This is a genomic window from Mumia sp. Pv4-285 (assembly GCF_041320275.1).
GTDB lineage: Bacteria > Actinomycetota > Actinomycetes > Propionibacteriales > Nocardioidaceae > Mumia > Mumia qirimensis.
In genome coordinates, this window is record NZ_CP162023.1 from 663,015 (window position 1) to 684,478 (window position 21,464).

Consider the following 21,464-nt stretch of genomic DNA (forward strand, 5'->3'; position numbering starts at 1 on the left):
CCAGGCCGCCGGCGTCAGCCGCGGGCGACCTTCCAGGGAGCGGCCTGGGCGATCGGCTTGATCACCATCAGGTCGATGTTGACGTGCTGCGGCCGGGTGACCATCCAGCTGATGGCGTCGGCGACGTCCTCGGCGCTCAGCGGCTCGTCGACGCCCTCGTAGACCGCGTCGGCACGCGCCTTGTCGCCGCCGAAGCGTACGAGGGAGAACTCGTCGGTCTGCACCATGCCGGGCGCGATCTCGGTGACCCGGACGGGCTCACCGTTGAGCTCGAGGCGCAACGTCTCGGTGATCATCGCGACCCCGTGCTTGGCGGCCGTGTAGCCGGCTCCACCCTCGTACGCGAGGTGGCCGGCGATCGAACCCACGTTGAGGACCGTGCCCGCTCCGCTGGCACGCAACGCGGGGAGCAGCGCCTTCGTGACGCGGAGCGTGCCGAGGACGTTGGAGTCGTACATCTGCTGCCACGCGTCGGGGTCGGTGCGTTCGATCGGCTCCTGGCCGACCGCTCCGCCCGCGTTGTTGACGAGCACCGCCAGCTCGGGGCCGACTGCCGCGGCGAGCGCGTCGACCGACTCCTGGTCTGTCACGTCGCAGACGACGGCGGTGCCCCCGATCTCCGCGGCGATCGCCTCGACCCGGTCCGATCGCCGGGCGGCGCAGACGACGTGGAACCCGTCGGCGGCGAGGCGTCGTGCGGTGGCGGCACCGATGCCGCTGCTGGCTCCGGTGACGAGTGCGGTGAGTCTTTCGGCCATGTCCGCATGCTGCCACGGGCCCGCCGCGCACTGGGAAGCGGCGTGCGGCGGGCTGAGGTCAGACGGGGATCACTCCCAGACGACGGCTCGCCCTCGTCCGACTCGGTCTCGACCCGCCGACGTACGTCGGCGGTTGGTGGTGCGCGCCTACGATGGAGGTCGTGATCTCCCCCCACGTGCGCCGCATCGCCATGCTCTCGGCGCACACGTCGCCGCTCGAGCAGCCGGGCAACGGGGATGCCGGCGGCATGAACGTGTACGTCCTCGAGCTGGCACGTCGCCTCGCCGCCCGGTCCGTCGAGGTCGAGATCTTCACCCGGGCGACGTCCTCCGAGCAGCCCTCGATCGTGGAGGCGCTTCCCGGGGTGATGGTCCGCCACGTCCCGGCAGGCCCGTTCGAGGGCCTCGGCAAGCACGACCTCCCCGCCCAGATGTGCACCTTCGTGCGGGACGTCCTGCGGGCGGAGGCAAACCGCCCGGTCGGGTGGTTCGACGCGGTCCACTCCCACTACTGGCTCTCCGGTCAGGTCGGTCAGGTCGCCGCGGACCGGTGGGGAGTGCCGCTCGTCCACTCGATGCACACGATGGCCAAGGTCAAGAACGCCAATCTCGCGGCCGGCGACGCCGCGGAACCGGCAGGCCGTGTGGTCGGCGAGGAGCACCTCGTCGAGTGCGCCGACCGCCTGATCGCGAACACCGTCGACGAGGCTGACCAGCTGGTCGACCTGTACGGCGCCGACCCGGCCCGCGTCGACGTCGTCCATCCCGGCGTCGACCTGGACCGCTTCCGCCCCGTCGGTCAGGACCTGGCCCGCGCGACGCTCGGGCTTCCCCGCGACGCCGACGTGATCCTGTTCGCAGGGCGCATCCAGCCGCTCAAGGCACCCGACGTCGTCCTCGAGGCCGCCGCCCACCTGATGGCGCGCGGGCGGCGCGACCGCACGGTGGTCGCGGTGGTCGGTGGTCCGTCAGGCAGCGGGCTCGATCGTCCGACGGCGCTCGTCGAGCTCTCCGACCGGCTCGGCATCGCGGACCGGATCCGGTTCGTCCCGCCGGTCTCGCAGGACCGGCTCGCCCTCTGGTACGCCGCAGCGTCGATCGTCTGCGTCCCCTCGTACAACGAGTCGTTCGGGCTCGTCGCCCTCGAGGCGCAGGCCTGCGGTACGCCGGTGGTGGCCGCGAAGGTGGGCGGCCTCGCGACGGCGGTCCACGACGGCGTGACCGGGATGCTCGTCGACGGCCACGATCCGGCCGACTACGCCGCAGCGTTCGCCCAGGTGCTCGACCAGCCCGGGCTGCACGCCTCGATGCAGAACGCTGCCGTGCACCACGCTGCGCGCTTCGGGTGGGACGCGACGGCCGAGCGTACCCTCGCCACGTACGTGAAAGCGATTGCCGTGAAAGCGATGGCTGAGGGAGCGGTCGCCGACGTGCGTCCGTTCCCCAACGCTGTCGGGCAGTAACCAAGAGGAGGTCGTCGTGGTCCGTGCCGCCGGTGATGAGAGCGGGGAGCCGTGGTTGGCTGCCGCGACCATCCGCAGCGCGCTTGCTGCGGCTGAGCTGGAGCACGTCGAGTTCCGCCCCGGTGTCTTCGAGGTGACGATCCCCGGGACCCGCAAGCTGCAGACGACGTGCCGCCTCGAGGTGGGCGACCATGCGCTGGGCATCCACGCGTTCGTCGCGCGCCGGCCGGACGAGAACCACGAGGCGGTGTACCGGTGGCTCCTCGAGCGGAACCTGCGGATGTACGCGGTGTCCTTCGCGATCGACAGCGCGGGTGACATCTACCTCGACGGCCGGATGCCGTTGCACGCGGTCACCGAGGACGAGGTCGACCGGATCCTCGGGTCGGTCCTGACCTACGCCGACGACTCGTTCAACACGATCCTCGAGCTCGGCTTCGCCACCTCCATCCGCAAGGAGTGGGAGTGGCGCCTCTCGCGCGGGGAGTCGACCCGCAACCTCGAGGCGTTCAAGCATCTGCTGGACAAGGAGTCAACCCAGGGTTGACGGCACGAATGCGTCAACCTAAGGTTGACGCATGACGGAAACTCCCCGTACGCAGGTCCCTGTCCGTCTCGACGACCTCATCGACGCCGTCAGGCGTGGGTACGACGATCCGCTCGACCAGCTCGCCAGCGCGGTCGTCGCCGGGGAGCACCTCGGCGACATCGCCGACAGCCTCATCGGCCACTTCGTCGACCAGGCCCGCCGCACGGGCGCGTCGTGGTCGCAGATCGGGCAGAGCATGGGGGTCAGCAAGCAGGCCGCGCAGAAGCGCTTCGTGGCCCGGACGACCGCGTCGACGCCCGCCGTAGACATGTCGGCAGGATTCGGCCAGTTCTCGGAGCACGCGCGTCGCACGGTCGTGGTCGCGCAGGAGGAGGCACGGGCCGGCAGCCACGGCGAGACGGTGGTCGGCCACCTCGTCCTGGGGCTGCTCAGCCAGCCCGACGCGCTCGGGACGCGCGCGCTCGCAGCCCAGGTGGAGGCGGCTGCGGTCCGTGCGGCCGTCGCGAACGTCCTCCCCGATCCCGTCGACGACGTCCCGGCGTTGATTCCCTTCGACTCCGGTGCCCGCGAGGTGCTCGAGGGCACCTTCGCGCAGGCTCAGCGTCTCGGGCACTCCTGGGTCGGGACGGAGCACGTCCTGCTCGCCGTCCTCGACCACGCACCGGTCGGTGACGTGCTCGCCAGCACCGGCGTGGACCGCGCGGCCATCGAGGCGTTCGTGGTGGCAGACGTCGCCGAGCACGTCGACCAGGAGGGCGGCGCCTGACCTCAGGCGTGCAGCCGGGCGAGGATCCGCTGCTCCGTCTCGCCGTCGATACCGGCGGGCTGTCGCTCGGGATGGGTCGAGGGAATTGCGCCCTCGGTCCGGAGCCATGCCCAGGTGTCGGCGACGGTCTCCTCGACCGGGCGGCACCGCAGCCCCGCGGCGGCCGCCGCCGACGTGTCGCTCTCGTGCAGCCCGGCCAGCTCACCGGTCGGGGGCACCCAGATCGGGAGGTCGACCCAGCCGGTGACGCCCTCCTCGGCGAGCAGCTCCGGAGACGCCCACACCAGGCGCGCGTCGGCGCCCGTCGTCGCGAGGCACGCCTCGAGCAGCCCTCGGGTGGTCGTGTGCCCCGTCAGGCTCACGGCGTCGTACGTCCCGTCGCCGGCGCCGCCGCGTACGGTCAGCTCGGCGCGGTCCAGCATCCACGCGCCGAGGTCCCGCCCGTCGACGTACTGCAGCGCGCGCTCGGGCGGCCCCGGCGCGAGCACCTCTCCGCCGTCGGCGATCCGGTTCAGCCACCACGGCAGACGACCGACCACCTCGTACGGACCGATCACGAGTCCTGCTCGCGCGATCAGTGCACGGTCGGCGAAGGTGTCGAGGACGGCGATCTCGGCACCGCGCTTCGCCGCCGCGTAGTCGTCGGACGACGCGCTGTCCGGGTCGCCCGCCACCACGGGCGCGTTCTCGTCGGCTCCCGGCGGGATCGGCCACGCGTACACCGAGCGGCTCGAGACGTAGCCGTAGTGCGCCACCCGCTCGTCCAGCAGACCCGCGGAGTCTCGGACGACGCTCGGCTCCTCGGACCACGTGTCGAGAACGGCGTCCCACGTGTCGCTGCCGAGGACGTCGGTGAACGCCGTGAGGTCCCGCCGATCGGCGAAGCGCCCGTCGACCCCGTCCGCGGGCGCGCCGCTGGCACCGCGGGTCACCGTGGTGACCTCGTGTCCGCGGGCGAGCGCGTCCTCGACGACGGCACGACCGACGTGGTGGGTTCCTCCGAGGACCAGCAGACGCATGCCCTCACCCTCGCCGGGCGCCGTCTCGCCTCGCAAGGGCTTCTGCTCGCCGCGGAACCCGCGTGACTAGGCTGAGCCGCATGAGCACGTACAACCTCGTCCTCCTCCGCCACGGCGAGAGCGACTGGAACCAGAAGAACCTCTTCACCGGGTGGGTCGACGTCGACCTCACCGCGAAGGGGGAGGCCGAGGCTCACGCGGCCGCGCCGCTGCTCGCCGACGCCGGTCTGCTCCCGGACGTCGTGCACACCTCGCTCCTGCGCCGCGCCATCCGTACGGCGCAGATCGCGCTGGACGACGTCGACCGGCACTGGATCCCCGTCCGCCGCTCCTGGCGGCTCAACGAGCGCCACTACGGCGCGCTCCAGGGCAAGGACAAGAAGGCCACGCTGGAGGAGTTCGGCGAGGAGCAGTTCATGCGGTGGCGTCGCTCGTACGACGTGCCGCCGCCGCCGCTGGACGCCGACTCCGAGTTCAGCCAGTTCAACGACGTCCGGTACGCCGACCTCCCGCCGGAGGTGCGGCCCCGCACGGAGGCGCTGGCCAACGTGCTCGACCGCTTCCTCCCGTACTGGTACGACGCGATCGTGCCCGACCTCCTGGTCGGCCGTACGGTCCTCGTCGCCGCGCACGGCAACTCGCTGCGGGCCTTGGTGAAGCACCTCGACGACATGTCCGAGGAGGCCGTCGTCGGGCTGAACATCCCCACCGGGATGCCGCTGCACTACGAGCTCGACGAAGCCCTGCGTCCGGTCACCCCGGGCGGACGCTACCTCGACCCCGAGGCAGCGCGCGCCGCCGCCGAGGCGGTCGCGAACCAGGGGCGCTGACACCTGAGCCCGGTGGAGATGGCGCTGGTCCTCCTGGCGGGGGTCGGAGCCGGAGTCATCAACACGATCGTCGGGTCTGGCACGCTGATCACGTTCCCGACCCTGGTCGCGTTCGGTGTGCCACCGGTGACCGCGACGATGAGCAACGCCGTGGGGCTGGTGCCGGGCAACATCACGGGCTCGTTCGGATACCGCCGCGAGCTGGCCGGTCAGGGCTTCCTGGTCAAGCGCCTGCTGCCGGCGTCGCTCCTCGGCTCGCTCGTCGGCGCCTACCTGCTGCTGCACCTGCCCGAGGACGCCTTCATCGCCGTCGTGCCGGTGCTGCTCGTGCTCGCGCTGATCCTGGTGGTGGTGCAGCCGCCGCTGCAGAAGTGGCTCAAGGCGCGCAGGGAGGCGTCGGGAGCGGCAGCCGTCACGCTCGACACGATGAGCGCGCCGCGGACCGCTGCTCTCCTCGCGACGGTCTTCCTGTGCGGGATCTACGGCGGCTACTTCGCGGCGGCCCAGGGCATCCTGCTCGTCGGCATCCTCGGTCTCCTCGTCCCGCTGGCGCTCCAGCGGATGAACGCGCTCAAGAACGTGCTCGTCCTGGGCGTCAACGTCGTCTCGGCGACGACGTACATCGTGGTCGCCACGTGGGGCGGCGGCACGCATCCGCTCGACTGGACCGCCGTCGGGCTGGTGGCGGCCGGTTCGCTGATCGGCGGTGTGATCGGAGCAGGGGTGGGGCGCCGGCTCCCGCCGCTGCTGCTGCGGGGCTGCATCATCGTGCTCGGCCTCGTCGCGCTCTACACGATCCTCGGGATGCGCTGAGGCGTACGCCTCAGATGTGCGGGACCTCGCCGGTGACCTGGTAGAACACCCGCCGCGCGATCGAGACGGCGTGGTCGCCCGTGCGCTCGTAGTAGCGCGCCAGCAACGCCACGTCGACCGCTGCCTCGACGCCACCGCTCCAGCTGTCACCGAGCAACCGGTGGAACATCGTGCGGTAGAGCCCGTCCATCTCGTCGTCGGCCGACAGCAGCGCCGCTGCTGCGTCGAGGTCGTGCGTGCCGAGGACGATCGCCACGGACTCGAGCATGCCGCCCGCGACGCGCGCCATCTCGGCGACGGTCGGCCGTGCCGCGTCCGGAACGGCGGGATCGGGCATCCGCATCCGGGCGAGCTTGGCGATGTGGACCGCGAGGTCACCGATCCGCTCCAGGTCGCCGGCGATCCGCAGGCCGGCGACCACGCGCCGGAGGTCGGTGGCGACGGGCTGCTGGGTCGCGATCAGAGAGATCGCATCGCTCTCGCACGACTCCCTCGCAGCATCGATGACCGCGTCGCCGCTGATCACCATCTCTGCGGCTCCGAGGTCGCCGTCGAGGAGCGCGGCGGATGCGCGGGCGAGCGAGAACCGCACCGCCGTCGTCATCGCCACGAGGTCGGCGTCGAGGGCGTCTAGCTGGTCGTCGTAGAACTCGCGCATGCTAGGACCCTAGAGAGCCAGGGTGAATGGGGCCCGACCTGCGGTGAACGGGCGGTGAACTCTGGGGGAATGGGACCTTCTCGGTCCCTGCGGAATTCGGGCGGCGCGACGCGGCGTGCGTACGATCGAGGTGTGGATCCGAACATCGCGTTCGCGTTCGGCATCGCGCTCGGCCTGCTCATCGGGGCCGGCGTGGTGTGGGCGTGGCGCTACAGCGAGCGCCAGCAGGCGGACATCCCTGCACGCCCAGAGCCTGAGGTCCCCGCGGGCGCCGAAGCCGTCCTCGCGGTGCTGCGCTCCTCTGCCGTCATCGTCGACGCGGCCGACCGCGTCGTCAAGGCGTCCGCGCCGGCCCACGTCATGGGCCTGCTCCAGGACACCCGGCTCGAGCACCCGGTGCTGCGCGAGATGGTGCACCAGGTCCGCCGCGACGGACAGGTTCGCGAGGAGGAGATCGGGCTGGGCTTCGGACGCCGCGGACAGCGTCACGTCCTGGTCCGGGTCGCGCCGTTGACGTCGCGGCTCGTGCTGGTCCTCGTCGAGGACCGCACCTCTGAGCGCCGCGTGGAGATGATCCGCCGTGACTTCGTCGCCAACGTCAGCCACGAGCTCAAGACCCCCGTCGGTGCCCTCAACCTCCTCGCGGAGGCCGTCGGCGAGGCGCGCGACGATCCTGAGGCGGTCGTACGCTTCAGCGGCCGGATGAAGCGCGAAGGCGCACGCCTGACGCGGCTGGTCCAGCAGATCATCGAGCTCTCCCGCCTCCAGGGCGACGCCCTGATCGACGAGCCGCACGAGGTCGACGTCGCGGGGCTCATCGCGACCGCCGTCGAGCGCAACGCCGTCGACGCCGAGGTGCGCGGCATCGAGGTCGCGACGCGGACGGACGACCAGGTGTACGTCCTCGGTGAGGGCGAGCAGCTCCTCCAGGCCGTCAACAACCTCGTCGAGAACGCGATCGCGTACTCGGAGGTCGGCACGAAGGTCACCGTCGACGCGGCCCAGGTCGGCGGCGAGGTCCGCATCGCCGTGCGCGACCAGGGCATCGGCATCGGCCAGGCCGAGATCGACCGCATCTTCGAGCGCTTCTACCGTGTCGATCCGGCGCGCGCCCGCAGCACCGGAGGCACCGGGCTCGGGCTGTCGATCGTCAAGCACGTCGCGGCGAGCCACGCCGGCACCGTCGAGGTGTGGAGCCAGCCCGGCCAGGGCTCCTCGTTCACGCTGGTCCTGCCGGCGGCCGCACGCACCGACGACCCCGACGACTTCGAAGCTCCCCCCGTACCGACGGCATCGTCCGTCCCCGCCCAGGAGGCCCGATCGTGACCCGTGTGCTCGTCGTCGAGGACGAGGAGAGCTACATCGACGCGCTCTCCTACGTGCTGCGCAAGGAAGGCTTCGAGGTCGCGATCGCGACGGACGGGCACGCCGCGCTCGAGGAGTTCGACCGCAGCGGTGCCGACATCGTCCTGCTCGACCTCATGCTTCCCGGCATCAGTGGCACCGAGGTGTGCCGCAAGCTCCGGTCGTCCTCGTCCGTCCCGGTGATCATGGTCAGCGCCAAGGACTCCGAGGTCGACAAGGTCGTGGGGCTCGAGCTGGGCGCCGACGACTACGTCACCAAGCCGTACAGTCCGCGTGAGCTGGTCGCCCGCATCCGCGCGGTCCTGCGACGCGGTGCCGAGAGTGCCGTCGCCGACGACTCCGCGCTGGAGGTCGGACGGGTGCGGATGGACGTCGACCGCCACGTCGTGACCGTCGCAGGCACCGAGGTACGCCTCCCGCTGAAGGAGTTCGAGCTGCTCGAGCTCTTCCTCCGCAACGTCGGACGCGTGCTGACGCGCGGGCAGCTCATCGACCGCGTGTGGGGGTCCGACTACGTCGGCGACACCAAGACGCTCGACGTCCACGTGAAGCGTCTGCGGGCCAAGATCGAGGAGGACCCGGCTCGTCCGACCACGCTGGTCACGGTGCGCGGGCTGGGCTACAAGTACGACGCGTAGGCCCGCGTCGGTGGTGGGTCCTAGGCTGACGCCATGAGGCTGATCGCATGAAGACCCGCATCGGGACCCACGTCGACCAGGAGCACCCCTTCGACGACGTCGAGCGCGTCGGCGCGGACGTCGCTCAGATCTTCCTCGGCGACCCGCAGAGCTGGAAATGGCCCAAGTACGAGTACGCCGGCGGCGCCGATGGGCTGCGTGACGACGCCGCGGCCCGTGACGTTCCGCTGTACGTCCACGCGCCCTACCTGCTCAACGTCGCGAGCCTCAACAACCGCGTCCGCATCCCGAGCCGCAAGCTCGTCCAGAACGCGGTCGACGGTGCGGCGGCGATCGGCGCCCAGGGTGTGATCCTGCACGGTGGCTACGTCGACTCCGAGGGCGACCTCGACAAGGGCTTCGACAACTGGCGCAAGGCCGTCGAGGCGATCGACGCCAAGGTGCCGGTGCTGCTCGAGAACACCGCGGGTGGCGACTACTCGATGGCGCGCCGGTTCGAGCGCATCGAGCGCACCTGGGAGGCGATCCAGGCGGGTGGTGGAGGAGACTCGTGGGGGTTCTGCCTCGACACGTGCCACGCCTGGGCGGGCGGCATCGAGCTCGAAGGCATCGTCGATCGCATCACCGCCGTGACGGGCCGGATCGACCTCGTCCACTGCAACAACAGCCGCGACGCCTTCGGGTCGGGCGCCGACCGTCACGCTCACCTCACCGAAGGCACGATCCCGCCTGAGCTGCTCGTCGAGATCGTCGCCGCGGCGGGCGCGCCGGTGATCATCGAGACGCACGCCGACGACAAGACCGGCGACGACATCGCGTGGCTGCGCGAGCAGCTCGCCTCGTAGCCGACTCCCAGCCGGCCGACTGCGCCGCCGGACCGCGATGGCTCAGTGGTCCGCGGACTCCGCGTTGTCGTCGACCGCGACGCCTTCCTCGGCCTCTTCGCCGGCTGGGTTGGCGGTGCTGCCCGGGGGCGTCGCCACATCGGCGTACATCGGAGTGCGGGTGACGACCGGCATCGGCAGCTGGACCTGGCCCGCGTTGGCGAAGGTGAACGTGGCCGTCACGAACTGCCCTGCGAAGAGGTCGTCGCCGGTGATGACGACCGACGGCTTCTGGCCGAGCGTGTAGAGGCGGCGGATCGGCAGCGCGACCGGGCCGTCGAAGGTCACCTCGACCGGCGTGCCGGCACGCGTGACGACCTCGACGCTCGTCAGCTGGTCGGTCTGGAGCGCCTGGTTGACCATGCCGGCGGACAGCGTGGCCGTGTCGTCGTCGTTCATCACGAAGAGCGCGTTGAGGATGTCGACGTCGCCGGAGCGGTCGTTGGTGCCGACTCCTGCCTGGTAGATCGCGCTGGTCTGTGCGTTGAAGCCGGTGCCGCAGCCCGCGAGGACGACGGCGAGAAGGCCGACGACGACGGCGACGAGAGCACGGCGGGAGCGAGTGAGCACAGCCCGACCCTTTCTTTGCAGCGAGCGCGACCTGATGGCGCGGAGACGACGCCCAACAGCGTATCCGCGGACCGCGCGGAGCGTGCGACGAGGTCGCCCCTGCCCTCGCGGGTGCCATCTGAAACGGACTTTGTCAAGTCACGACTTGGCCTCTGACCTGCGTAAACGACAAAGAGCAGTCTTGGAGACCGTGTTATCCTGGTCACCTAAGAAAGGGCTATGGACATATGACTTTCACTGTTGGCGAAACGGTTGTCTACCCCAATCACGGTGCGGCGGTCATCGAGGACATCGAAGTCCGCACGATCAAGGGTGAGGAACGCCAGTACCTCGTCCTGCGCATCGTCGCCCAGAACGATCTCGTCGTACGCGTGCCGGCGTGCAACCTCGATCTGGTCGGTGTGCGTGACGTGGTGGACAAGGACGGCCTGGACCGCGTCTTCGGTGTGCTGAGGGCTGAGCACACGGAGGAGCCGACCAACTGGTCGCGACGCTACAAGGCGAACCTCGAGAAGCTCCACTCGGGTGACGTGATGAAGGTGGCCGAGGTCGTCCGCGACCTCTGGCGCCGTGAGCGCGACCGGGGTCTCTCCGCCGGCGAGAAGCGGATGCTCGCCAAGGCACGTCAGATTCTCGTCTCCGAGCTCGCGCTCGCCGAGAACACCAACGAGGACAAGGCCGAGACGCTGCTCGACGAGGTGCTCGCGTCCTGACCTCCTAGTCCTTCAGGACTACCGAAGCCGCCTCCGTGATCACGGAGGCGGCTTCGTCGTACGTCAGGTTTTGTTTTCTCCTCTGTTTCGTGCCGTAATCCGACCGAAACGCATGCTGCTTACGGTCGCGGAATGACGACGTCGAGCGGGGTTGCGACCTGGGTCAAGGTGTGTGACGCCGGCGAGCTCGTCGTGGGCATCGGCGTGTCGGCCCTCGTCCGGGGCAAGCAGGTCGCGTTGTTCAAGACCGGGGAGCGTGAGCTGCACGCCGTCGGCAACCGCGACCCGTACTCCGGGACGCAGACGATGGCCCGGGGTCTGGTCGTCCAACGCGACGGCCAGACGTTGCTGGCGGCACCGACCGGGCGGGAGCTCTTCGACTTCGCGACCGGCCAGTGCGTCGACGACCCGATGGCCAAGATCGCGACCTATCCGGTCCGTGTGGTCAACGGCTTCGTCGAGGTCTGCATCATGGCGCGGAGCTGACCGGGAAGCTGTCAGGCAGGGACGACGAGCGCGGTCGCGATCGCCGCCGCGCCCTCGCCGCGACCGGTGAGGCCGAGACCGTCGGTCGTCGTCCCGGCCACCGTCACCGGAGCACCGACCGCGTCCGAGAGCACCCGCTGCGCCTCGTCGCGCCGCGTTCCGACCTTCGGCCGGTTGCCGATCAGCTGCACGGCGACGTTGCCGATCTCGAACTCCGCCTCGCGCACCCTCCGCGCCGTCTCGGCGAGGAAGGCCACGCCGGACGCGCCCGACCACTCAGGGTCGGCCGTACCGTAGTTGCTGCCGAGGTCGCCGAGACCGGCGGCCGACAGGAGGGCGTCACAGATCGCGTGGGCGACGACGTCGGCGTCGGAGTGACCGGCGAGGCCGACGGGCTCGTCGGGCCACAGCAGGCCCGCGCACCACATCGGTCGCCCGGCCTCGTACGCATGGACGTCGGTGCCGGTGCCGACGCGGGGGATCGGGGAAGGGGCCATGCCCTCATCATGGCGCCGTCAGTCGCCGGCGAGCACCTCGGCGGCCGACACCGACCCGTGGCGGTCCTGGATGACGTCGGCCAGTCGCCGGAACTCGTCCTCGCTGAGCTCGACGCCGACCTCGTCGGCGCCACGCCGCAGCTCGTCCTCGACGGTGCCCTCCGTGGCGCCGTCCTGCCAGGAGGTGACGCGGTCGACGACGGTCTGGATCGCGGTGAGCCTGTCCTGTTCAGTCATGCCAGTCCGTTACCCAGGGTTGCGTGAGGCATGCTCGACGGCCGGTGGGTCACCAGTGGTGCCCGGGGAGCACGGGGAGTGGCTTGCCCGTCCTGATGACGTACGCGGTGCCGCCGCTGCCTGCGCGCCAGGCGCGTTCGAACTGCGCACGGCCGTACACCCGGCGGACGGTGCCGGTCCTCGGCGCGGCCGGGTCGTTGACGATGACGTTGCCGGCCGCGGTGAATCCCCGGATCACCAGGAGGTGCCCGGCCGTCGAGCGGATCGGCGCACCGCTCAGGCCCCCTCGACCGAAGCGGATCGACGCCACCAACGGGATCCCGGCCTTCACGAAGGCCTCGGCGTCGCGCAACGAGCCGAGCCGCGTGACGAAGGCGTCAGCGCCTCGGCTTCCGGCGTACGCCGTGTTGAAGCCCCAGTTGCCCGTGCCGCCGTAGCGGGTGTCGTACGTCCGTCGCGCACCGTGGACCACGAAGCGCTGCTTGATGCCCTTGCGGACCCACGCGTACTGGGCCTTCGTCGGCCCCTTGCCGAGGCTGCGCAGCACCATCGTGGTCGACGTCGGCGAGCACCAGGCCGCACCGCCACCGTCGTACTGGCGGTACTGGGAGCGGTGCAGCATCTGGGAGTAGCGGGGAACGGCGATCTCGATCGTGCGCGTCATCGTCGTCGCGGAGACAGGGCGGGACGCCTTGGCGGCCGCGGAGGCGGCTGCGCCGACCGAGAGGACCCGTGGCCTCGAGCTCGTCCCCGCCGGGCGCAGAAGGGTCACCCTGACCTGCCACGCGGCGATCCGGGAGGAACCGTTCGCGCGAATGGTGTCCGTGACGACCCGTGCGACGTCGTCGGCCTGGGCTGGGCCGGAGGACCTGCGGATCGCGGTCTCCTTGTCGGCCCACCGTGCGAGCGTGTCCCAGCTCCCCGTCCGTCCACCCGTGGTCCGTACGCGTACCGACACGACGACGACCGAGCGGCCCGGGGTGCGGGCGTTCCACGACGGCACGACCTCGTCGGCGGCGAAACCCGTCGTCGACCACGGCGAGGTCCAGCGCGCCTTCTCGTACGTGCGTCCGGCGAGCCTGGTGCGCCCGGTGGAGCGGGCGAATCGGACCGCACCCGCGGAGACGGTCGTCCCCGCCGTCGCCCCGGACGCGAGCTCGGAGGTGGTGGTCCAGCGCTTCGAGGCGATGCGTGTGCCCGCAGCCTCCGCCGGCGAGGCGAGCGCGCTGACCAGCGCCCCCGACACGACGAGGGCGAGCACCGCACGGGATCCGGCCGAGAGGTGGCGCATTGATCGATGCTAAGTCGGAACGGGCAAAGCCACTACCCTGGTCAGCGTGACCCTGCGCCTCTACGACTCCGCGACGACGCGGACCGAGCCCTTCGTGCCCCTCGTCGACGGACGGGTGGGCATCTATCACTGCGGGCTGACCGTGCAGGGGCCGCCGCACCTCGGCCACATCCGCAAGGAGGTCGTCTTCGACGTCCTGCGGCGGTGGCTGACGCACGAGGGCTACGAGGTCACGCTGGTCGCGAACGTCACCGACATCGAGGACAAGATCCTGGCCAAGGGCGTCGAGCAGGCGCGACCGTGGTGGTCGGTGGCGTACGAGAACGAGCGTGCGCTGCACGACGCGTACGACGTGCTCGGCTGCCTGCCTCCGACGTACGAGCCGCGGGCCACCGGGCACGTCCCCGAGATCCTCGAGCTCATCGCGACGCTGATCGACCGTGGTCACGCCTACGTCGCTCCGGACGGCTCCGGCGACGTCTACTTCGACGTCCGCTCGTGGGCCGACTACGGCGAGCTGTCGAACCAGAAGGTCGACGACATGCGCGACGCCGAGGACGCCGACCCGCGCGGCAAGCGCGACCCGCGCGACTTCGCCCTCTGGAAGGGGCACAAGGAGGGCGAGCCCGAGACGGCGTCGTGGGCCTCGCCGTGGGGTCGGGGCCGGCCTGGCTGGCACATCGAGTGCTCGGCGATGGCCGCCAAGTACCTCGGCGACGAGTTCGACATCCATGGCGGCGGCATCGACCTCCGCTTCCCGCACCACGAGAACGAGCTCGCCCAGGCACGCGCGGCAGGGATGCCGTTCGCCCGGTCCTGGATGCACAACCAGCTCGTGCGGATCGGCGGCGAGAAGATGAGCAAGTCCGTCGGCAACTCGCTGCTGGTCAGCGAGGTCGTCAAGCGGTTCCGGCCGATCGACGTGCGCTACTACCTCGTCGCTGCGCACTATCGCTCCGTCATCGACTACACCGAGGAGTCCCTCGCCGAGGCGGCGACGACCTTCCAGCGGATCGAGGGGTTCGTCCGCCGCGCCACCGAGGCCACGGGTGCGGCCACCGACCTCGTCGAGCTCGGTGGAGCCGTGACTCCTGGTTTCGCGGCGGCGCTCGACGACGACCTCGCGGTGCCCACCGCGTTGGCTCAGGTGCAGGAGCTGGTCCGCGAGGGCAACAAGCAGCTGGCCGCCGGCGAGAGCGAGCGTTTTGCCCTGGTCAGCACACTTGCTTCTGTACGGCGCATGCTGGACGTGCTCGGGCTCGACCCGTTCGCTGCCCAGTGGGCTGACGGCGCCGACGGATCCGGCGCCGAGCGGAAGGCGCTCGGGACACTGATCGACGCGCTGCTCGAGCAGCGCACGGCCGCACGGGCCGAGAAGGACTTCGCCACCGCGGACCGCGTCCGCGACCAGCTGAAGGCGGCTGGGGTCGAGGTCGAGGACACTCCCGCAGGACCACGATGGTCCGTGGGCGGGGACGATGTGAACAAGGGACAGATGAGCTGATGGCCGGTAACAGCCAGCGCCGCGGCGCGATCAACAAGGGCAAGAAGGGCGCGTCCGTCGGCACGGGCGGCCATCGTCGCCGCGGACTCGAGGGCAAGGGACCGACGCCGAAGGCCGAGGAGCGGCCCAACCACAAGAAGTACAAGATGGCACGCGCCGCCGAGAAGCGGCGCCCGCAGGCGCCTCGCAAGCGCGGCGACGAGGCCGAGTGGGCCGCCGGACGCAACTCGGTCGTCGAGCTGCTGCGCGCCGACGTGCCTGTGTCGACGCTGTACGTCGCCGAGGGCATCGACCGCGACGACCGCGTCACCGAGATCCTCGCGCTCGCCGTCGACAAGCGGCTCTCGATCCTCGAGGCCAGCAAGGCCGAGCTCGACCGGTTCACGGACCGGGCGGTGCACCAGGGGATCGCGGCCAAGCTGCCGCCGTACGAGTACGCGCACCCCGACGACCTGCTGGCCGCCGCGCAGGACGCCGGCGAGGTCCCGCTGATCGTCGTCGTCGACGGCATCACCGACCCCCGCAACCTCGGCGCGATCATCCGCAGCGCGTCCGGGTTCGGCGCGCACGGGGTCGTCATCCCGGAGCGCCGCTCGGCCGGCATGACCGCGTCGGCGTGGAAGACGTCGGCTGGCGCCGCGGCTCGGGTGCCCGTCGCGCGTGTCACGAACCTCACACGCCAGCTCAAGGCGTACGCCGAGGAGGGCCTGATGGTCGCCGGGCTCGCCGCTGAAGGCGAGGTGTCCCTGCCTGACCTCGACCTGGCAGACGGGCCGCTGGTGCTCGTCGTCGGCAGTGAGGGCAAGGGCATGTCGCGGCTCGTCGCGGAGACCTGCGACCTGCTCGTCTCGATCCCGATGGCGTCCTCGTTGGAGTCCCTCAACGCCGGCGTCGCAACCGGGATCGCGCTGTACGCGATCGACCAGAAGCGGCAGGCCTGACGCAGTTCCGGAGTTGCGGCCGCTCGCGATCCGCGCCACGGCTCGGGGCCACCTAGATTGGCGGGATGACCGCTGAGCTGACCCTGGGTGCCGAAGAAGAGCTTCATCTCGTCGACCGCGACAGCCGGACGCTGTCCGCCTCGGCACCACAGCTGCTGTCGCGGCTGCCGGCCGAGAGCTTCTCGGCCGAGCTGCAGCGCTCGACGGTGGAGACCAACACCGAGGTGGTCACGAGCCTGTCGGGCCTGCGCGAGGAGATCGTCCGGCTCCGTCGGCAGCTGATCGAGGTCGCCGAGGCCGAGGGTCTCGGTGTTGCCGCTGTCGGCACCGCGGCACGCTCGGCGCACGGGGAGGACTTCGAGCTCACGGCGACCGGCCGCTTCGGCCGCATGCAGGACCAGTACCGGCTGCTGGTGGACGAGCAGCTCATCTGCGGCACGCAGGTCCACGTCGGAGTCTCCGACCGCGACCTGGCTGTGGAGATCGCGCAGCGCGTCAACCGTGACCTGCCGATCCTGCTCGCGCTGTCGGCGAGCTCGCCGTACTGGAACGAGCAGGACACCGGCTACGCGAGCATGCGGACGATGATCTGGGGGCGCTGGCCGACCACGGGGAGCCTCCCGCCGCTCGCCTCGGCGGAGGCGTACGACGAGCTCCTCGCCGACCTGGTGCGCACGGGGGTCATCGCCGACGCGAAGATGGCGTACTTCGACGTCCGGCCTTCGTCCCACGCGCCCACCCTCGAGCTGCGCGTCTGCGACGCGTCTCCGATCGTGGACGACGCAGTGCTGGTCGCCGGGATCTTCCGGGCCCTGGTGCGCGAGGCCGAGCAGGAGATCGAGCGGGGAGCTCCGTTCGTCCCGGTGTCTGGCCCGCTGCACCGCGCGGCGACCTGGCAGGCGGCACGCAACGGCCTGGCCGGGACCCTGCTGACCCCCGTGGTGCATCCTGAGCCGGTTCCTGCCGCCGATGCCGTCCGCGCCCTGGTCGCGCGCCTGCGGCCGCAGCTCGAGGACCTCGGGGACTACCAGGAGGTGGCCGAGCTCGCCGAGAGCACGCTCGCGCGGGGAAGCTCCGCAGACCGCCAGCGGGCCGCGTTCGCCGAGCGCGGGCAGCTCGACGACGTGATGGACCTGGTCGTCGAGGAGACGCACGGACCCCCGAGCGGCAAGCCCCCGCACGTCCCGGCGCTCCGCTCGTACCCGGCTCGGGCCGGCGACGAGGCCATCGGCCTCGGCGCGCGTCCGCGTGCCGTGTACGAGGACGTCATCGGGCACATCCGTGACCTCGACGCCCACCAGGTGGCCGATCTCGAGCGACGACGAGACGAGTGGGCCGAGCGCGAGGGGCTCATCGTCGCCGTCAAGGGCGAGACGAGCCGTTTCGACGTCGACCTGGTTCCTCGTGTGGTGAACGCGCACGAGTGGTCGATGCTGCGCGACGGGCTCGAGCAGCGGGCGAGGGCGCTGGAGGCGTTCCTCGAGGACGTCTACGGCGAGGCGCGAGTGGTCCGGGACGGGATCGTCGCCGAGTCGGACGTGGTCGGCTGCCCCGGGTGGCGCGACGACGGCCGCCGGCTCCCGCGGTCCGCGGTGCGTGCGCCGGTGATGGGATTCGACCTGGTGCGCGACGCGCGAGGCGAGTGGAGGGTGCTCGAGGACAACCTGCGCAACCCCAGCGGAGTCGCCTTCGCGGTCGCCGCCCGCGAGATGCTCGACGAGGTGATGCCCGACCTGCCTCGTCCGGTGGGGCTGGTCGACCCTCGCGCGTCGTTGCCGCTCCTCGGCGAGACCCTGCGGCGGTGTCTCCCGGCAGACGCCACGGGCGCGATCGTCCTGCTGGCGAGCGGACCCTCGAGCCTCTCGTGGTACGAGCACCAACGACTGGCGGCGGAGGCCGGCCTGGTGCTGGTCGGCGGGGAAGACCTCGTCGTGCGCGACGGCCGCGTGGTGCTCGCGAGCGATGGCACGCCGGTCGACGCCGTGTACGACCGGCTCGACGAGGAGCTGGGCGAGCTCCGGACCTCCGACGGTCATCTCGTCGGCAAGGAGATCATCGACGTGGCTGCGGCCGGCGGGGTGCTCCTCGCGAACGCGCCGGGCAACGGGGTGGCCGACGACAAGGCGACCTATCGCGTCGTGCCGGAGCTCATCGGCTACTACCTCGACGAGAGCCCCCTGCTCGACTCGGTCCCGACCTATCGCACGGACGACGAGACGGAGCGCCGCCACGTGCTGGACCGGGTCGACGAGCTGGTGACGAAGCCCGTGGACGGGCACGGCGGACACGGCGTGCTCATCGGACCGCTCGCGTCGGCCGCCGAGATCGCCGAGCGCCGCCGTGCCATCAGGGAGGACACGCACGGTTGGGTCGCCCAGGAGACGGTCTCGCTCAGCTCGCACCCGACGTTCGACGGGCCGTCGCTCCAGCCGCGGCGCGTGGACCTGCGCATCTTCGTCCACGTGACCGGCACGGGGCCGGGTGACGTCCGCGCCCTCCCGGTCGGCCTCACGCGAGTCGCCGGTCCGGGCAGCCTGATCGTCAACAGCTCGCAGGGCGGCGGCGCCAAGGACACCTGGATCATCACCGACTGACGGCCAGACACAGGACGCGCCGCCACCATGACGGTGGCCGCGCGTCTGCCCCGTCGGCACGCACCAGCGGCGTCGCGTCGTCGGTGAGCTCGAACGGGTACCGCGTGACGCGCAGCTGGACGGCGCGTGCTGGATCGAGAGCCTCCGGGAGCAGGCCCGCCTCGACCACGACGCGTACCGTCTCGCCGTTCTCGAGGGTGATCGAGGCGGGGACGCTCGTCGACCGTGCCATCGCCGCCTGCACGGCGTGAGTCCCAGGCGAGAGCGTGACTCTCACCCTCTCGCCCGGACGCAGCCGAGCGACGACGACGCCGTCGAGCCGCAGGTCGGTGCGGACGAACCAGCCCGCGTCCCCGGTGCTGCGGACCAGGAGAAGCGTCGCCATCGGATCTGCGTCAGCCGCGGCGGCGTCGGCCCGCGGACGCGATCGCGGTGCCGAGGAGCAGCGCCGCGACCGTCGGGAAGAGGACGATCCCGTAGAACGGCAGGTTGACCAGCGCGTACTCGTAGACGAACGACCAGTCCCTGATCTCCGCGCCGGCGCGGAAGATGTCGTTGCGGAGGACGACGACGGCGAGCGCGGGCAGGGCGCCCCACAGGACCGCAGCGATCGCCGGGCCGACCGGCGAGAGCCGTCCCGCCGCCGCGACCAGCAGGAGCAGCAGCGCACTCACGGCGATCACCGCGAACGGCCAGAGCGCGCGATCGCTGCCGTCACGGAACTGGTTGATGTCGAGCCAGTAGCGCCCGAACGCCCAGTCGAAGCCGAGGTACGCCAGCGGTGGCAGGACGAGACCGGCGAACAGGCTCACGACGTGACGTGCGGCGCCGCCCGACGAGGTGTCGTCGACCTTCGGGATGCCGTAGGCGGGAGTGGAGTCGTACGGCTGCTGTTCCGGGGAGCCGGCGTGCTGCGGCCGGGACGGGGTGCCGTACGAGCTGGTGGGGGAGTCGTACGAGGTGCTGCGTGGTTCAGGGGTGTCGCCAGGTTGCGTCATGACCGCTGAGCGTAGTGGTCTCGGGGGCCCCCGTGCTGAGGGCGAGGGGTCCGATAGCGTGGGCCGGGATGATCTCAGTCGACCACCTCACCAAGACCTTCGGCACCGTGCGGGCCGTCGACGACCTCACCTTCGCGGTCCGTCCCGGCGTCGTGACCGGCTTCCTGGGGCCCAACGGCGCCGGCAAGACGACGACGCTGCGGATGCTCCTCGGACTCGTCGCCCCGACCTCGGGCACCGCCACGATCGACGGACGCGCCTATGCCGACATCGCGCAGCCCGGCCGGGTCGTCGGTGCGGCGCTCGAAGCAGCCAGCTTCCACCCCGGGCGTACGGCGTTCGACCATCTGCGCGTGTTCGCGCCGCAGGTCGGCGTCTCCGACGACCGGTGCCGCGAGCTCCTCGACATGGTGGGGCTGTCCGAGGCGACGAAGCGGCGCGTCGGCGGCTTCTCGCTCGGGATGCGGCAACGGCTCGCGCTCGCGACCACGCTGCTCGGCGACCCGCAGGTCCTCGTCCTCGACGAGCCCGCCAACGGGCTCGACCCCGGCGGCATCCGGTGGCTGCGCGAGCTGCTCCGCTTCTTCGCCGGCCAGGGGCGTACGGTCCTCGTCTCCAGCCACGTCCTCTCCGAGGTGCAGCAGACCGTCGACGACGTGGTGATCATCGCGGGCGGTCGCCTCGTGCACGCCTCGCCGCTCGCCGACCTCGCCGCGATGGCGAAGCGCCACGTCGAGGTCGTCTCACCGGACGCGGAGGCTCTGCGCGCCGTGCTCGACGGGCGGGGCTGGGCGTACGCGGCGGCACGTGACGGGGTTCGCGGGTTCGACGTCACCGACGTGCTGGCGGCCGACGTCGGTGCGGCCGCGTTCGCCGCGGGCGTCGAGCTGCACGCGCTCACGCAGCAGGTGGTCGAGCTCGAGGACGTGTTCCTGTCGCTCACCGGGCAGACGAGCGCTCCTCACACCGAGGCGACGGGGGTGGCAGCATGAAGGCCGCGCTGACCTCCGAGCTCCGCAAGTGGCTCTCCACCCGGTTGTGGTGGGTCCTCCTCCTGGTGATGGCCGCCTACATGGCGTTCCTCGCGGTCGTGATGGCCTTCTCGGTCACCATCGACCCCGGCGACGCCGGCGCGGGTGCGACGGTTCTTCAGGGCACCGACGCGGCGCTGACCGTCTACACGCTCGGCAACGCGCTCGGCTACGTCTTCCCGCTGCTCGCGGGGGCGATCGCGATGACGTCGGAGTTCCGCTACCAGACGATCACACCCGCGCTGCTCGCCGATCCGCGACGCAGCGTCTTCCTCGGTGCGAAGCTGCTCTCGGCCACGGTCATCGGGCTCGCGTTCGGGCTCGTCGGCACGCTGTCGAGCGTCGCCGCGGGCGCCCCGATCCTCGCGTGGCGTGGGGACGGCGCGTACCTCGGCAGCGGTGACGTCCTCGTGCCGGTCGCGCTGTCGGTGGTCGCTCTGGCGATCTGGGCGTTCGTCGGCGTCGGTGTCGGCACCCTCATCACCAACCAGGTCGCGGCCATCGTGGTCGTGCTTGCGTTCACCCAGTTCGTCGAGCCGATCGTGCGTCTCGGACTGAGCGCCGTCGATGCGCTCGAGGGAGTGGCGAAGTTCCTTCCGGGCGCCGCGTCCGAAGCGCTCGTCGGCGCCAGCACGTACGCCTCGCTGGGCATGTCGGACCTCCTCGGCCGGGTGCCGGGTGCACTGGTCTTCCTCGCGTACGGTCTGCTGCTCGCGCTCGTCGGGCGGTTCACGACTCTCCGTCGCGACATCACCTGACGCATCCGCGCGAGCGGTGCCGGGCGGCGTACCGTCGGGGAATGAGGGAGGTCGGTCCACCGTTGAGTGCGGTGAACCCCCGACGCCCCCGAGGAGGTGC

The 21,464-nt window shown here is 71.1% G+C and carries 24 protein-coding genes; 15 read left to right on the forward strand and 9 right to left on the reverse strand.

Annotated elements, in window-relative coordinates; translation table 11 throughout:
* Positions 1 to 14 precede the first annotated feature (14 nt).
* The gene (locus tag AB3M34_RS03185) at positions 15 to 758 is read right to left on the reverse strand and encodes an SDR family NAD(P)-dependent oxidoreductase (protein ID WP_370617634.1); all 744 of its coding nucleotides are present in this window, start codon (positions 756 to 758) and stop codon (positions 15 to 17) included.
* 152 nt (positions 759 to 910) lie between these two features.
* Between AB3M34_RS03185 and mshA the strand changes: the two genes are divergently transcribed.
* From mshA to AB3M34_RS03200, 3 genes are read left to right on the forward strand one after another with little or no spacing between them, the layout of a single operon-like run.
* On the forward strand, positions 911 to 2,221 hold the full coding sequence (gene mshA / locus AB3M34_RS03190) for a D-inositol-3-phosphate glycosyltransferase (protein ID WP_370617635.1): 1,311 nt from the start codon (positions 911 to 913) through the stop codon (positions 2,219 to 2,221).
* A 16-nt stretch (positions 2,222 to 2,237) separates the two neighbouring features.
* Positions 2,238 to 2,768, forward strand: coding sequence for a YbjN domain-containing protein (locus tag AB3M34_RS03195; protein WP_370617636.1), 531 nt, complete (start codon positions 2,238 to 2,240; stop codon positions 2,766 to 2,768).
* A 31-nt stretch (positions 2,769 to 2,799) separates the two neighbouring features.
* A complete protein-coding gene (locus AB3M34_RS03200; protein ID WP_370617637.1) occupies positions 2,800 to 3,537 on the forward strand; it encodes a Clp protease N-terminal domain-containing protein in 738 nt (245 codons plus the stop codon).
* A gap of 2 nt (positions 3,538 to 3,539) precedes the next feature.
* On the opposite strand, the gene AB3M34_RS03205 is transcribed toward AB3M34_RS03200, so the two are convergent.
* The gene (locus AB3M34_RS03205) at positions 3,540 to 4,556 is read right to left on the reverse strand and encodes an NAD-dependent epimerase/dehydratase family protein (RefSeq protein WP_370617638.1); all 1,017 of its coding nucleotides are present in this window, start codon (positions 4,554 to 4,556) and stop codon (positions 3,540 to 3,542) included.
* A gap of 80 nt (positions 4,557 to 4,636) precedes the next feature.
* On the opposite strand from AB3M34_RS03205, the gene AB3M34_RS03210 reads away from it, so the two are divergent.
* Together AB3M34_RS03210 and AB3M34_RS03215 are read left to right on the forward strand one after the other, a co-directional pair.
* A complete protein-coding gene (locus AB3M34_RS03210) occupies positions 4,637 to 5,386 on the forward strand; it encodes a phosphoglyceromutase (protein ID WP_370617639.1) in 750 nt (249 codons plus the stop codon).
* Between the two features lie 18 nt (positions 5,387 to 5,404).
* Positions 5,405 to 6,199 (forward strand): sulfite exporter TauE/SafE family protein, encoded by a 795-nt coding sequence (locus tag AB3M34_RS03215; protein WP_407070172.1) that lies wholly within the window; start codon positions 5,405 to 5,407, stop codon positions 6,197 to 6,199.
* A 10-nt stretch (positions 6,200 to 6,209) separates the two neighbouring features.
* On the opposite strand, the gene phoU is transcribed toward AB3M34_RS03215, so the two are convergent.
* Positions 6,210 to 6,857, reverse strand: a complete 648-nt coding sequence (phoU, locus tag AB3M34_RS03220; protein WP_370617640.1) for a phosphate signaling complex protein PhoU — start codon at positions 6,855 to 6,857, stop codon at positions 6,210 to 6,212.
* Positions 6,858 to 6,989: 132 nt separating this feature from the next.
* Here phoU and AB3M34_RS03225 point away from each other — a divergent pair, with 132 nt between their 5' ends.
* Genes AB3M34_RS03225 through AB3M34_RS03235 form a run of 3 tightly spaced genes read left to right on the forward strand, consistent with a single transcriptional unit; the run spans position 6,990 to position 9,705 of the window.
* A complete protein-coding gene (locus AB3M34_RS03225; RefSeq protein ID WP_370617641.1) occupies positions 6,990 to 8,183 on the forward strand; it encodes a sensor histidine kinase in 1,194 nt (397 codons plus the stop codon).
* Complete coding sequence (locus tag AB3M34_RS03230) at positions 8,180 to 8,860, forward strand: response regulator (RefSeq protein ID WP_370617642.1); 681 nt, start codon at positions 8,180 to 8,182, stop codon at positions 8,858 to 8,860. Before AB3M34_RS03225 ends, AB3M34_RS03230 begins: the two co-directional genes overlap by 4 nt.
* Positions 8,861 to 8,907: 47 nt before the next feature.
* Positions 8,908 to 9,705 (forward strand): deoxyribonuclease IV, encoded by a 798-nt coding sequence (locus tag AB3M34_RS03235; protein WP_370617643.1) that lies wholly within the window; start codon positions 8,908 to 8,910, stop codon positions 9,703 to 9,705.
* A 42-nt stretch (positions 9,706 to 9,747) separates the two neighbouring features.
* Here AB3M34_RS03235 and AB3M34_RS03240 read toward each other — a convergent pair whose 3' ends face one another.
* Positions 9,748 to 10,314, reverse strand: a complete 567-nt coding sequence (locus tag AB3M34_RS03240; RefSeq protein WP_370617644.1) for a hypothetical protein — start codon at positions 10,312 to 10,314, stop codon at positions 9,748 to 9,750.
* A gap of 227 nt (positions 10,315 to 10,541) precedes the next feature.
* On the opposite strand from AB3M34_RS03240, the gene AB3M34_RS03245 reads away from it, so the two are divergent.
* Both AB3M34_RS03245 and nirD read left to right on the forward strand, forming a co-directional pair.
* Positions 10,542 to 11,027: a CarD family transcriptional regulator gene (locus AB3M34_RS03245; protein WP_149768552.1), complete on the forward strand. Its 486-nt coding sequence runs from the start codon at positions 10,542 to 10,544 to the stop codon at positions 11,025 to 11,027.
* Positions 11,028 to 11,159: 132 nt separating this feature from the next.
* A complete protein-coding gene (nirD, locus tag AB3M34_RS03250) occupies positions 11,160 to 11,513 on the forward strand; it encodes a nitrite reductase small subunit NirD (protein WP_370617645.1) in 354 nt (117 codons plus the stop codon).
* Positions 11,514 to 11,524: 11 nt separating this feature from the next.
* On the opposite strand, the gene ispF is transcribed toward nirD, so the two are convergent.
* The 3 genes from ispF to AB3M34_RS03265 are packed head-to-tail and all read right to left on the reverse strand — an operon-like array spanning position 11,525 to position 13,538.
* Positions 11,525 to 12,010 (reverse strand): 2-C-methyl-D-erythritol 2,4-cyclodiphosphate synthase, encoded by a 486-nt coding sequence (ispF, locus tag AB3M34_RS03255; RefSeq protein WP_370617646.1) that lies wholly within the window; start codon positions 12,008 to 12,010, stop codon positions 11,525 to 11,527.
* Between the two features lie 18 nt (positions 12,011 to 12,028).
* Entirely contained in the window at positions 12,029 to 12,247 is a 219-nt protein-coding gene (locus AB3M34_RS03260; protein WP_370617647.1) for a hypothetical protein, read from the reverse strand.
* 49 nt (positions 12,248 to 12,296) lie between these two features.
* A complete protein-coding gene (locus tag AB3M34_RS03265; protein WP_370617648.1) occupies positions 12,297 to 13,538 on the reverse strand; it encodes a peptidase C39 family protein in 1,242 nt (413 codons plus the stop codon).
* 46 nt (positions 13,539 to 13,584) lie between these two features.
* Here AB3M34_RS03265 and cysS point away from each other — a divergent pair, with 46 nt between their 5' ends.
* The 3 genes from cysS (at position 13,585) to AB3M34_RS03280 (ending at position 18,577) form a co-directional block, all read left to right on the forward strand.
* Positions 13,585 to 15,042: a cysteine--tRNA ligase gene (gene cysS, locus AB3M34_RS03270; RefSeq protein WP_370617649.1), complete on the forward strand. Its 1,458-nt coding sequence runs from the start codon at positions 13,585 to 13,587 to the stop codon at positions 15,040 to 15,042.
* Positions 15,042 to 15,983: a 23S rRNA (guanosine(2251)-2'-O)-methyltransferase RlmB gene (rlmB, locus tag AB3M34_RS03275; RefSeq protein WP_370617650.1), complete on the forward strand. Its 942-nt coding sequence runs from the start codon at positions 15,042 to 15,044 to the stop codon at positions 15,981 to 15,983. The genes cysS and rlmB overlap by 1 nt, the downstream gene beginning before the upstream one ends.
* Positions 15,984 to 16,048: 65 nt before the next feature.
* Positions 16,049 to 18,577, forward strand: a complete 2,529-nt coding sequence (locus AB3M34_RS03280; protein ID WP_370617651.1) for a glutamate--cysteine ligase — start codon at positions 16,049 to 16,051, stop codon at positions 18,575 to 18,577.
* Here AB3M34_RS03280 and AB3M34_RS03285 read toward each other — a convergent pair.
* Positions 18,567 to 18,962: a hypothetical protein gene (locus AB3M34_RS03285; protein ID WP_370617652.1), complete on the reverse strand. Its 396-nt coding sequence runs from the start codon at positions 18,960 to 18,962 to the stop codon at positions 18,567 to 18,569. The two genes, AB3M34_RS03280 and AB3M34_RS03285, sit on opposite strands and share 11 nt — an antisense overlap.
* A gap of 10 nt (positions 18,963 to 18,972) precedes the next feature.
* Complete coding sequence (locus tag AB3M34_RS03290; protein ID WP_370617653.1) at positions 18,973 to 19,575, reverse strand: hypothetical protein; 603 nt, start codon at positions 19,573 to 19,575, stop codon at positions 18,973 to 18,975.
* Between the two features lie 68 nt (positions 19,576 to 19,643).
* On the opposite strand from AB3M34_RS03290, the gene AB3M34_RS03295 reads away from it, so the two are divergent.
* Both AB3M34_RS03295 and AB3M34_RS03300 read left to right on the forward strand, forming a co-directional pair.
* Positions 19,644 to 20,567 carry an ABC transporter ATP-binding protein gene (locus tag AB3M34_RS03295; RefSeq protein WP_370617654.1) on the forward strand — a complete coding sequence of 308 codons (924 nt, stop codon included), beginning with the start codon at positions 19,644 to 19,646 and terminating at the stop codon, positions 20,565 to 20,567.
* Positions 20,564 to 21,364 (forward strand): ABC transporter permease, encoded by an 801-nt coding sequence (locus tag AB3M34_RS03300; protein ID WP_370617655.1) that lies wholly within the window; start codon positions 20,564 to 20,566, stop codon positions 21,362 to 21,364. The genes AB3M34_RS03295 and AB3M34_RS03300 overlap by 4 nt, the downstream gene beginning before the upstream one ends.
* Positions 21,365 to 21,464: the final 100 nt, after the last annotated feature.

Bases quoted from the DNA above. Each gene is read 5' to 3' on its own strand.
- AB3M34_RS03260 (WP_370617647.1), bottom strand. From the start codon at position 12,247: ATGACTGAACAGGACAGGCTCACCGCGATCCAGACCGTCGTCGACCGC.
- AB3M34_RS03300 (WP_370617655.1), top strand. From the start codon at position 20,564: ATGAAGGCCGCGCTGACCTCCGAGCTCCGCAAGTGGCTCTCCACCCGG.
- AB3M34_RS03205 (WP_370617638.1), bottom strand. From the start codon at position 4,556: ATGCGTCTGCTGGTCCTCGGAGGAACCCACCACGTCGGTCGTGCCGTC.
- AB3M34_RS03185 (WP_370617634.1), bottom strand. From the start codon at position 758: ATGGCCGAAAGACTCACCGCACTCGTCACCGGAGCCAGCAGCGGCATC.
- AB3M34_RS03215 (WP_407070172.1), top strand. From the start codon at position 5,405: ATGGCGCTGGTCCTCCTGGCGGGGGTCGGAGCCGGAGTCATCAACACG.
- rlmB (WP_370617650.1), top strand. From the start codon at position 15,042: ATGGCCGGTAACAGCCAGCGCCGCGGCGCGATCAACAAGGGCAAGAAG.
- nirD (WP_370617645.1), top strand. From the start codon at position 11,160: ATGACGACGTCGAGCGGGGTTGCGACCTGGGTCAAGGTGTGTGACGCC.
- AB3M34_RS03265 (WP_370617648.1), bottom strand. From the start codon at position 13,538: ATGCGCCACCTCTCGGCCGGATCCCGTGCGGTGCTCGCCCTCGTCGTG.
- AB3M34_RS03235 (WP_370617643.1), top strand. From the start codon at position 8,908: ATGAAGACCCGCATCGGGACCCACGTCGACCAGGAGCACCCCTTCGAC.
- AB3M34_RS03210 (WP_370617639.1), top strand. From the start codon at position 4,637: ATGAGCACGTACAACCTCGTCCTCCTCCGCCACGGCGAGAGCGACTGG.
- AB3M34_RS03245 (WP_149768552.1), top strand. From the start codon at position 10,542: ATGACTTTCACTGTTGGCGAAACGGTTGTCTACCCCAATCACGGTGCG.
- AB3M34_RS03200 (WP_370617637.1), top strand. From the start codon at position 2,800: ATGACGGAAACTCCCCGTACGCAGGTCCCTGTCCGTCTCGACGACCTC.
- AB3M34_RS03285 (WP_370617652.1), bottom strand. From the start codon at position 18,962: ATGGCGACGCTTCTCCTGGTCCGCAGCACCGGGGACGCGGGCTGGTTC.
- mshA (WP_370617635.1), top strand. From the start codon at position 911: ATGGAGGTCGTGATCTCCCCCCACGTGCGCCGCATCGCCATGCTCTCG.
- phoU (WP_370617640.1), bottom strand. From the start codon at position 6,857: ATGCGCGAGTTCTACGACGACCAGCTAGACGCCCTCGACGCCGACCTC.
- AB3M34_RS03295 (WP_370617654.1), top strand. From the start codon at position 19,644: ATGATCTCAGTCGACCACCTCACCAAGACCTTCGGCACCGTGCGGGCC.
- AB3M34_RS03280 (WP_370617651.1), top strand. From the start codon at position 16,049: ATGACCGCTGAGCTGACCCTGGGTGCCGAAGAAGAGCTTCATCTCGTC.
- AB3M34_RS03290 (WP_370617653.1), bottom strand. From the start codon at position 19,575: ATGACGCAACCTGGCGACACCCCTGAACCACGCAGCACCTCGTACGAC.
- ispF (WP_370617646.1), bottom strand. From the start codon at position 12,010: ATGGCCCCTTCCCCGATCCCCCGCGTCGGCACCGGCACCGACGTCCAT.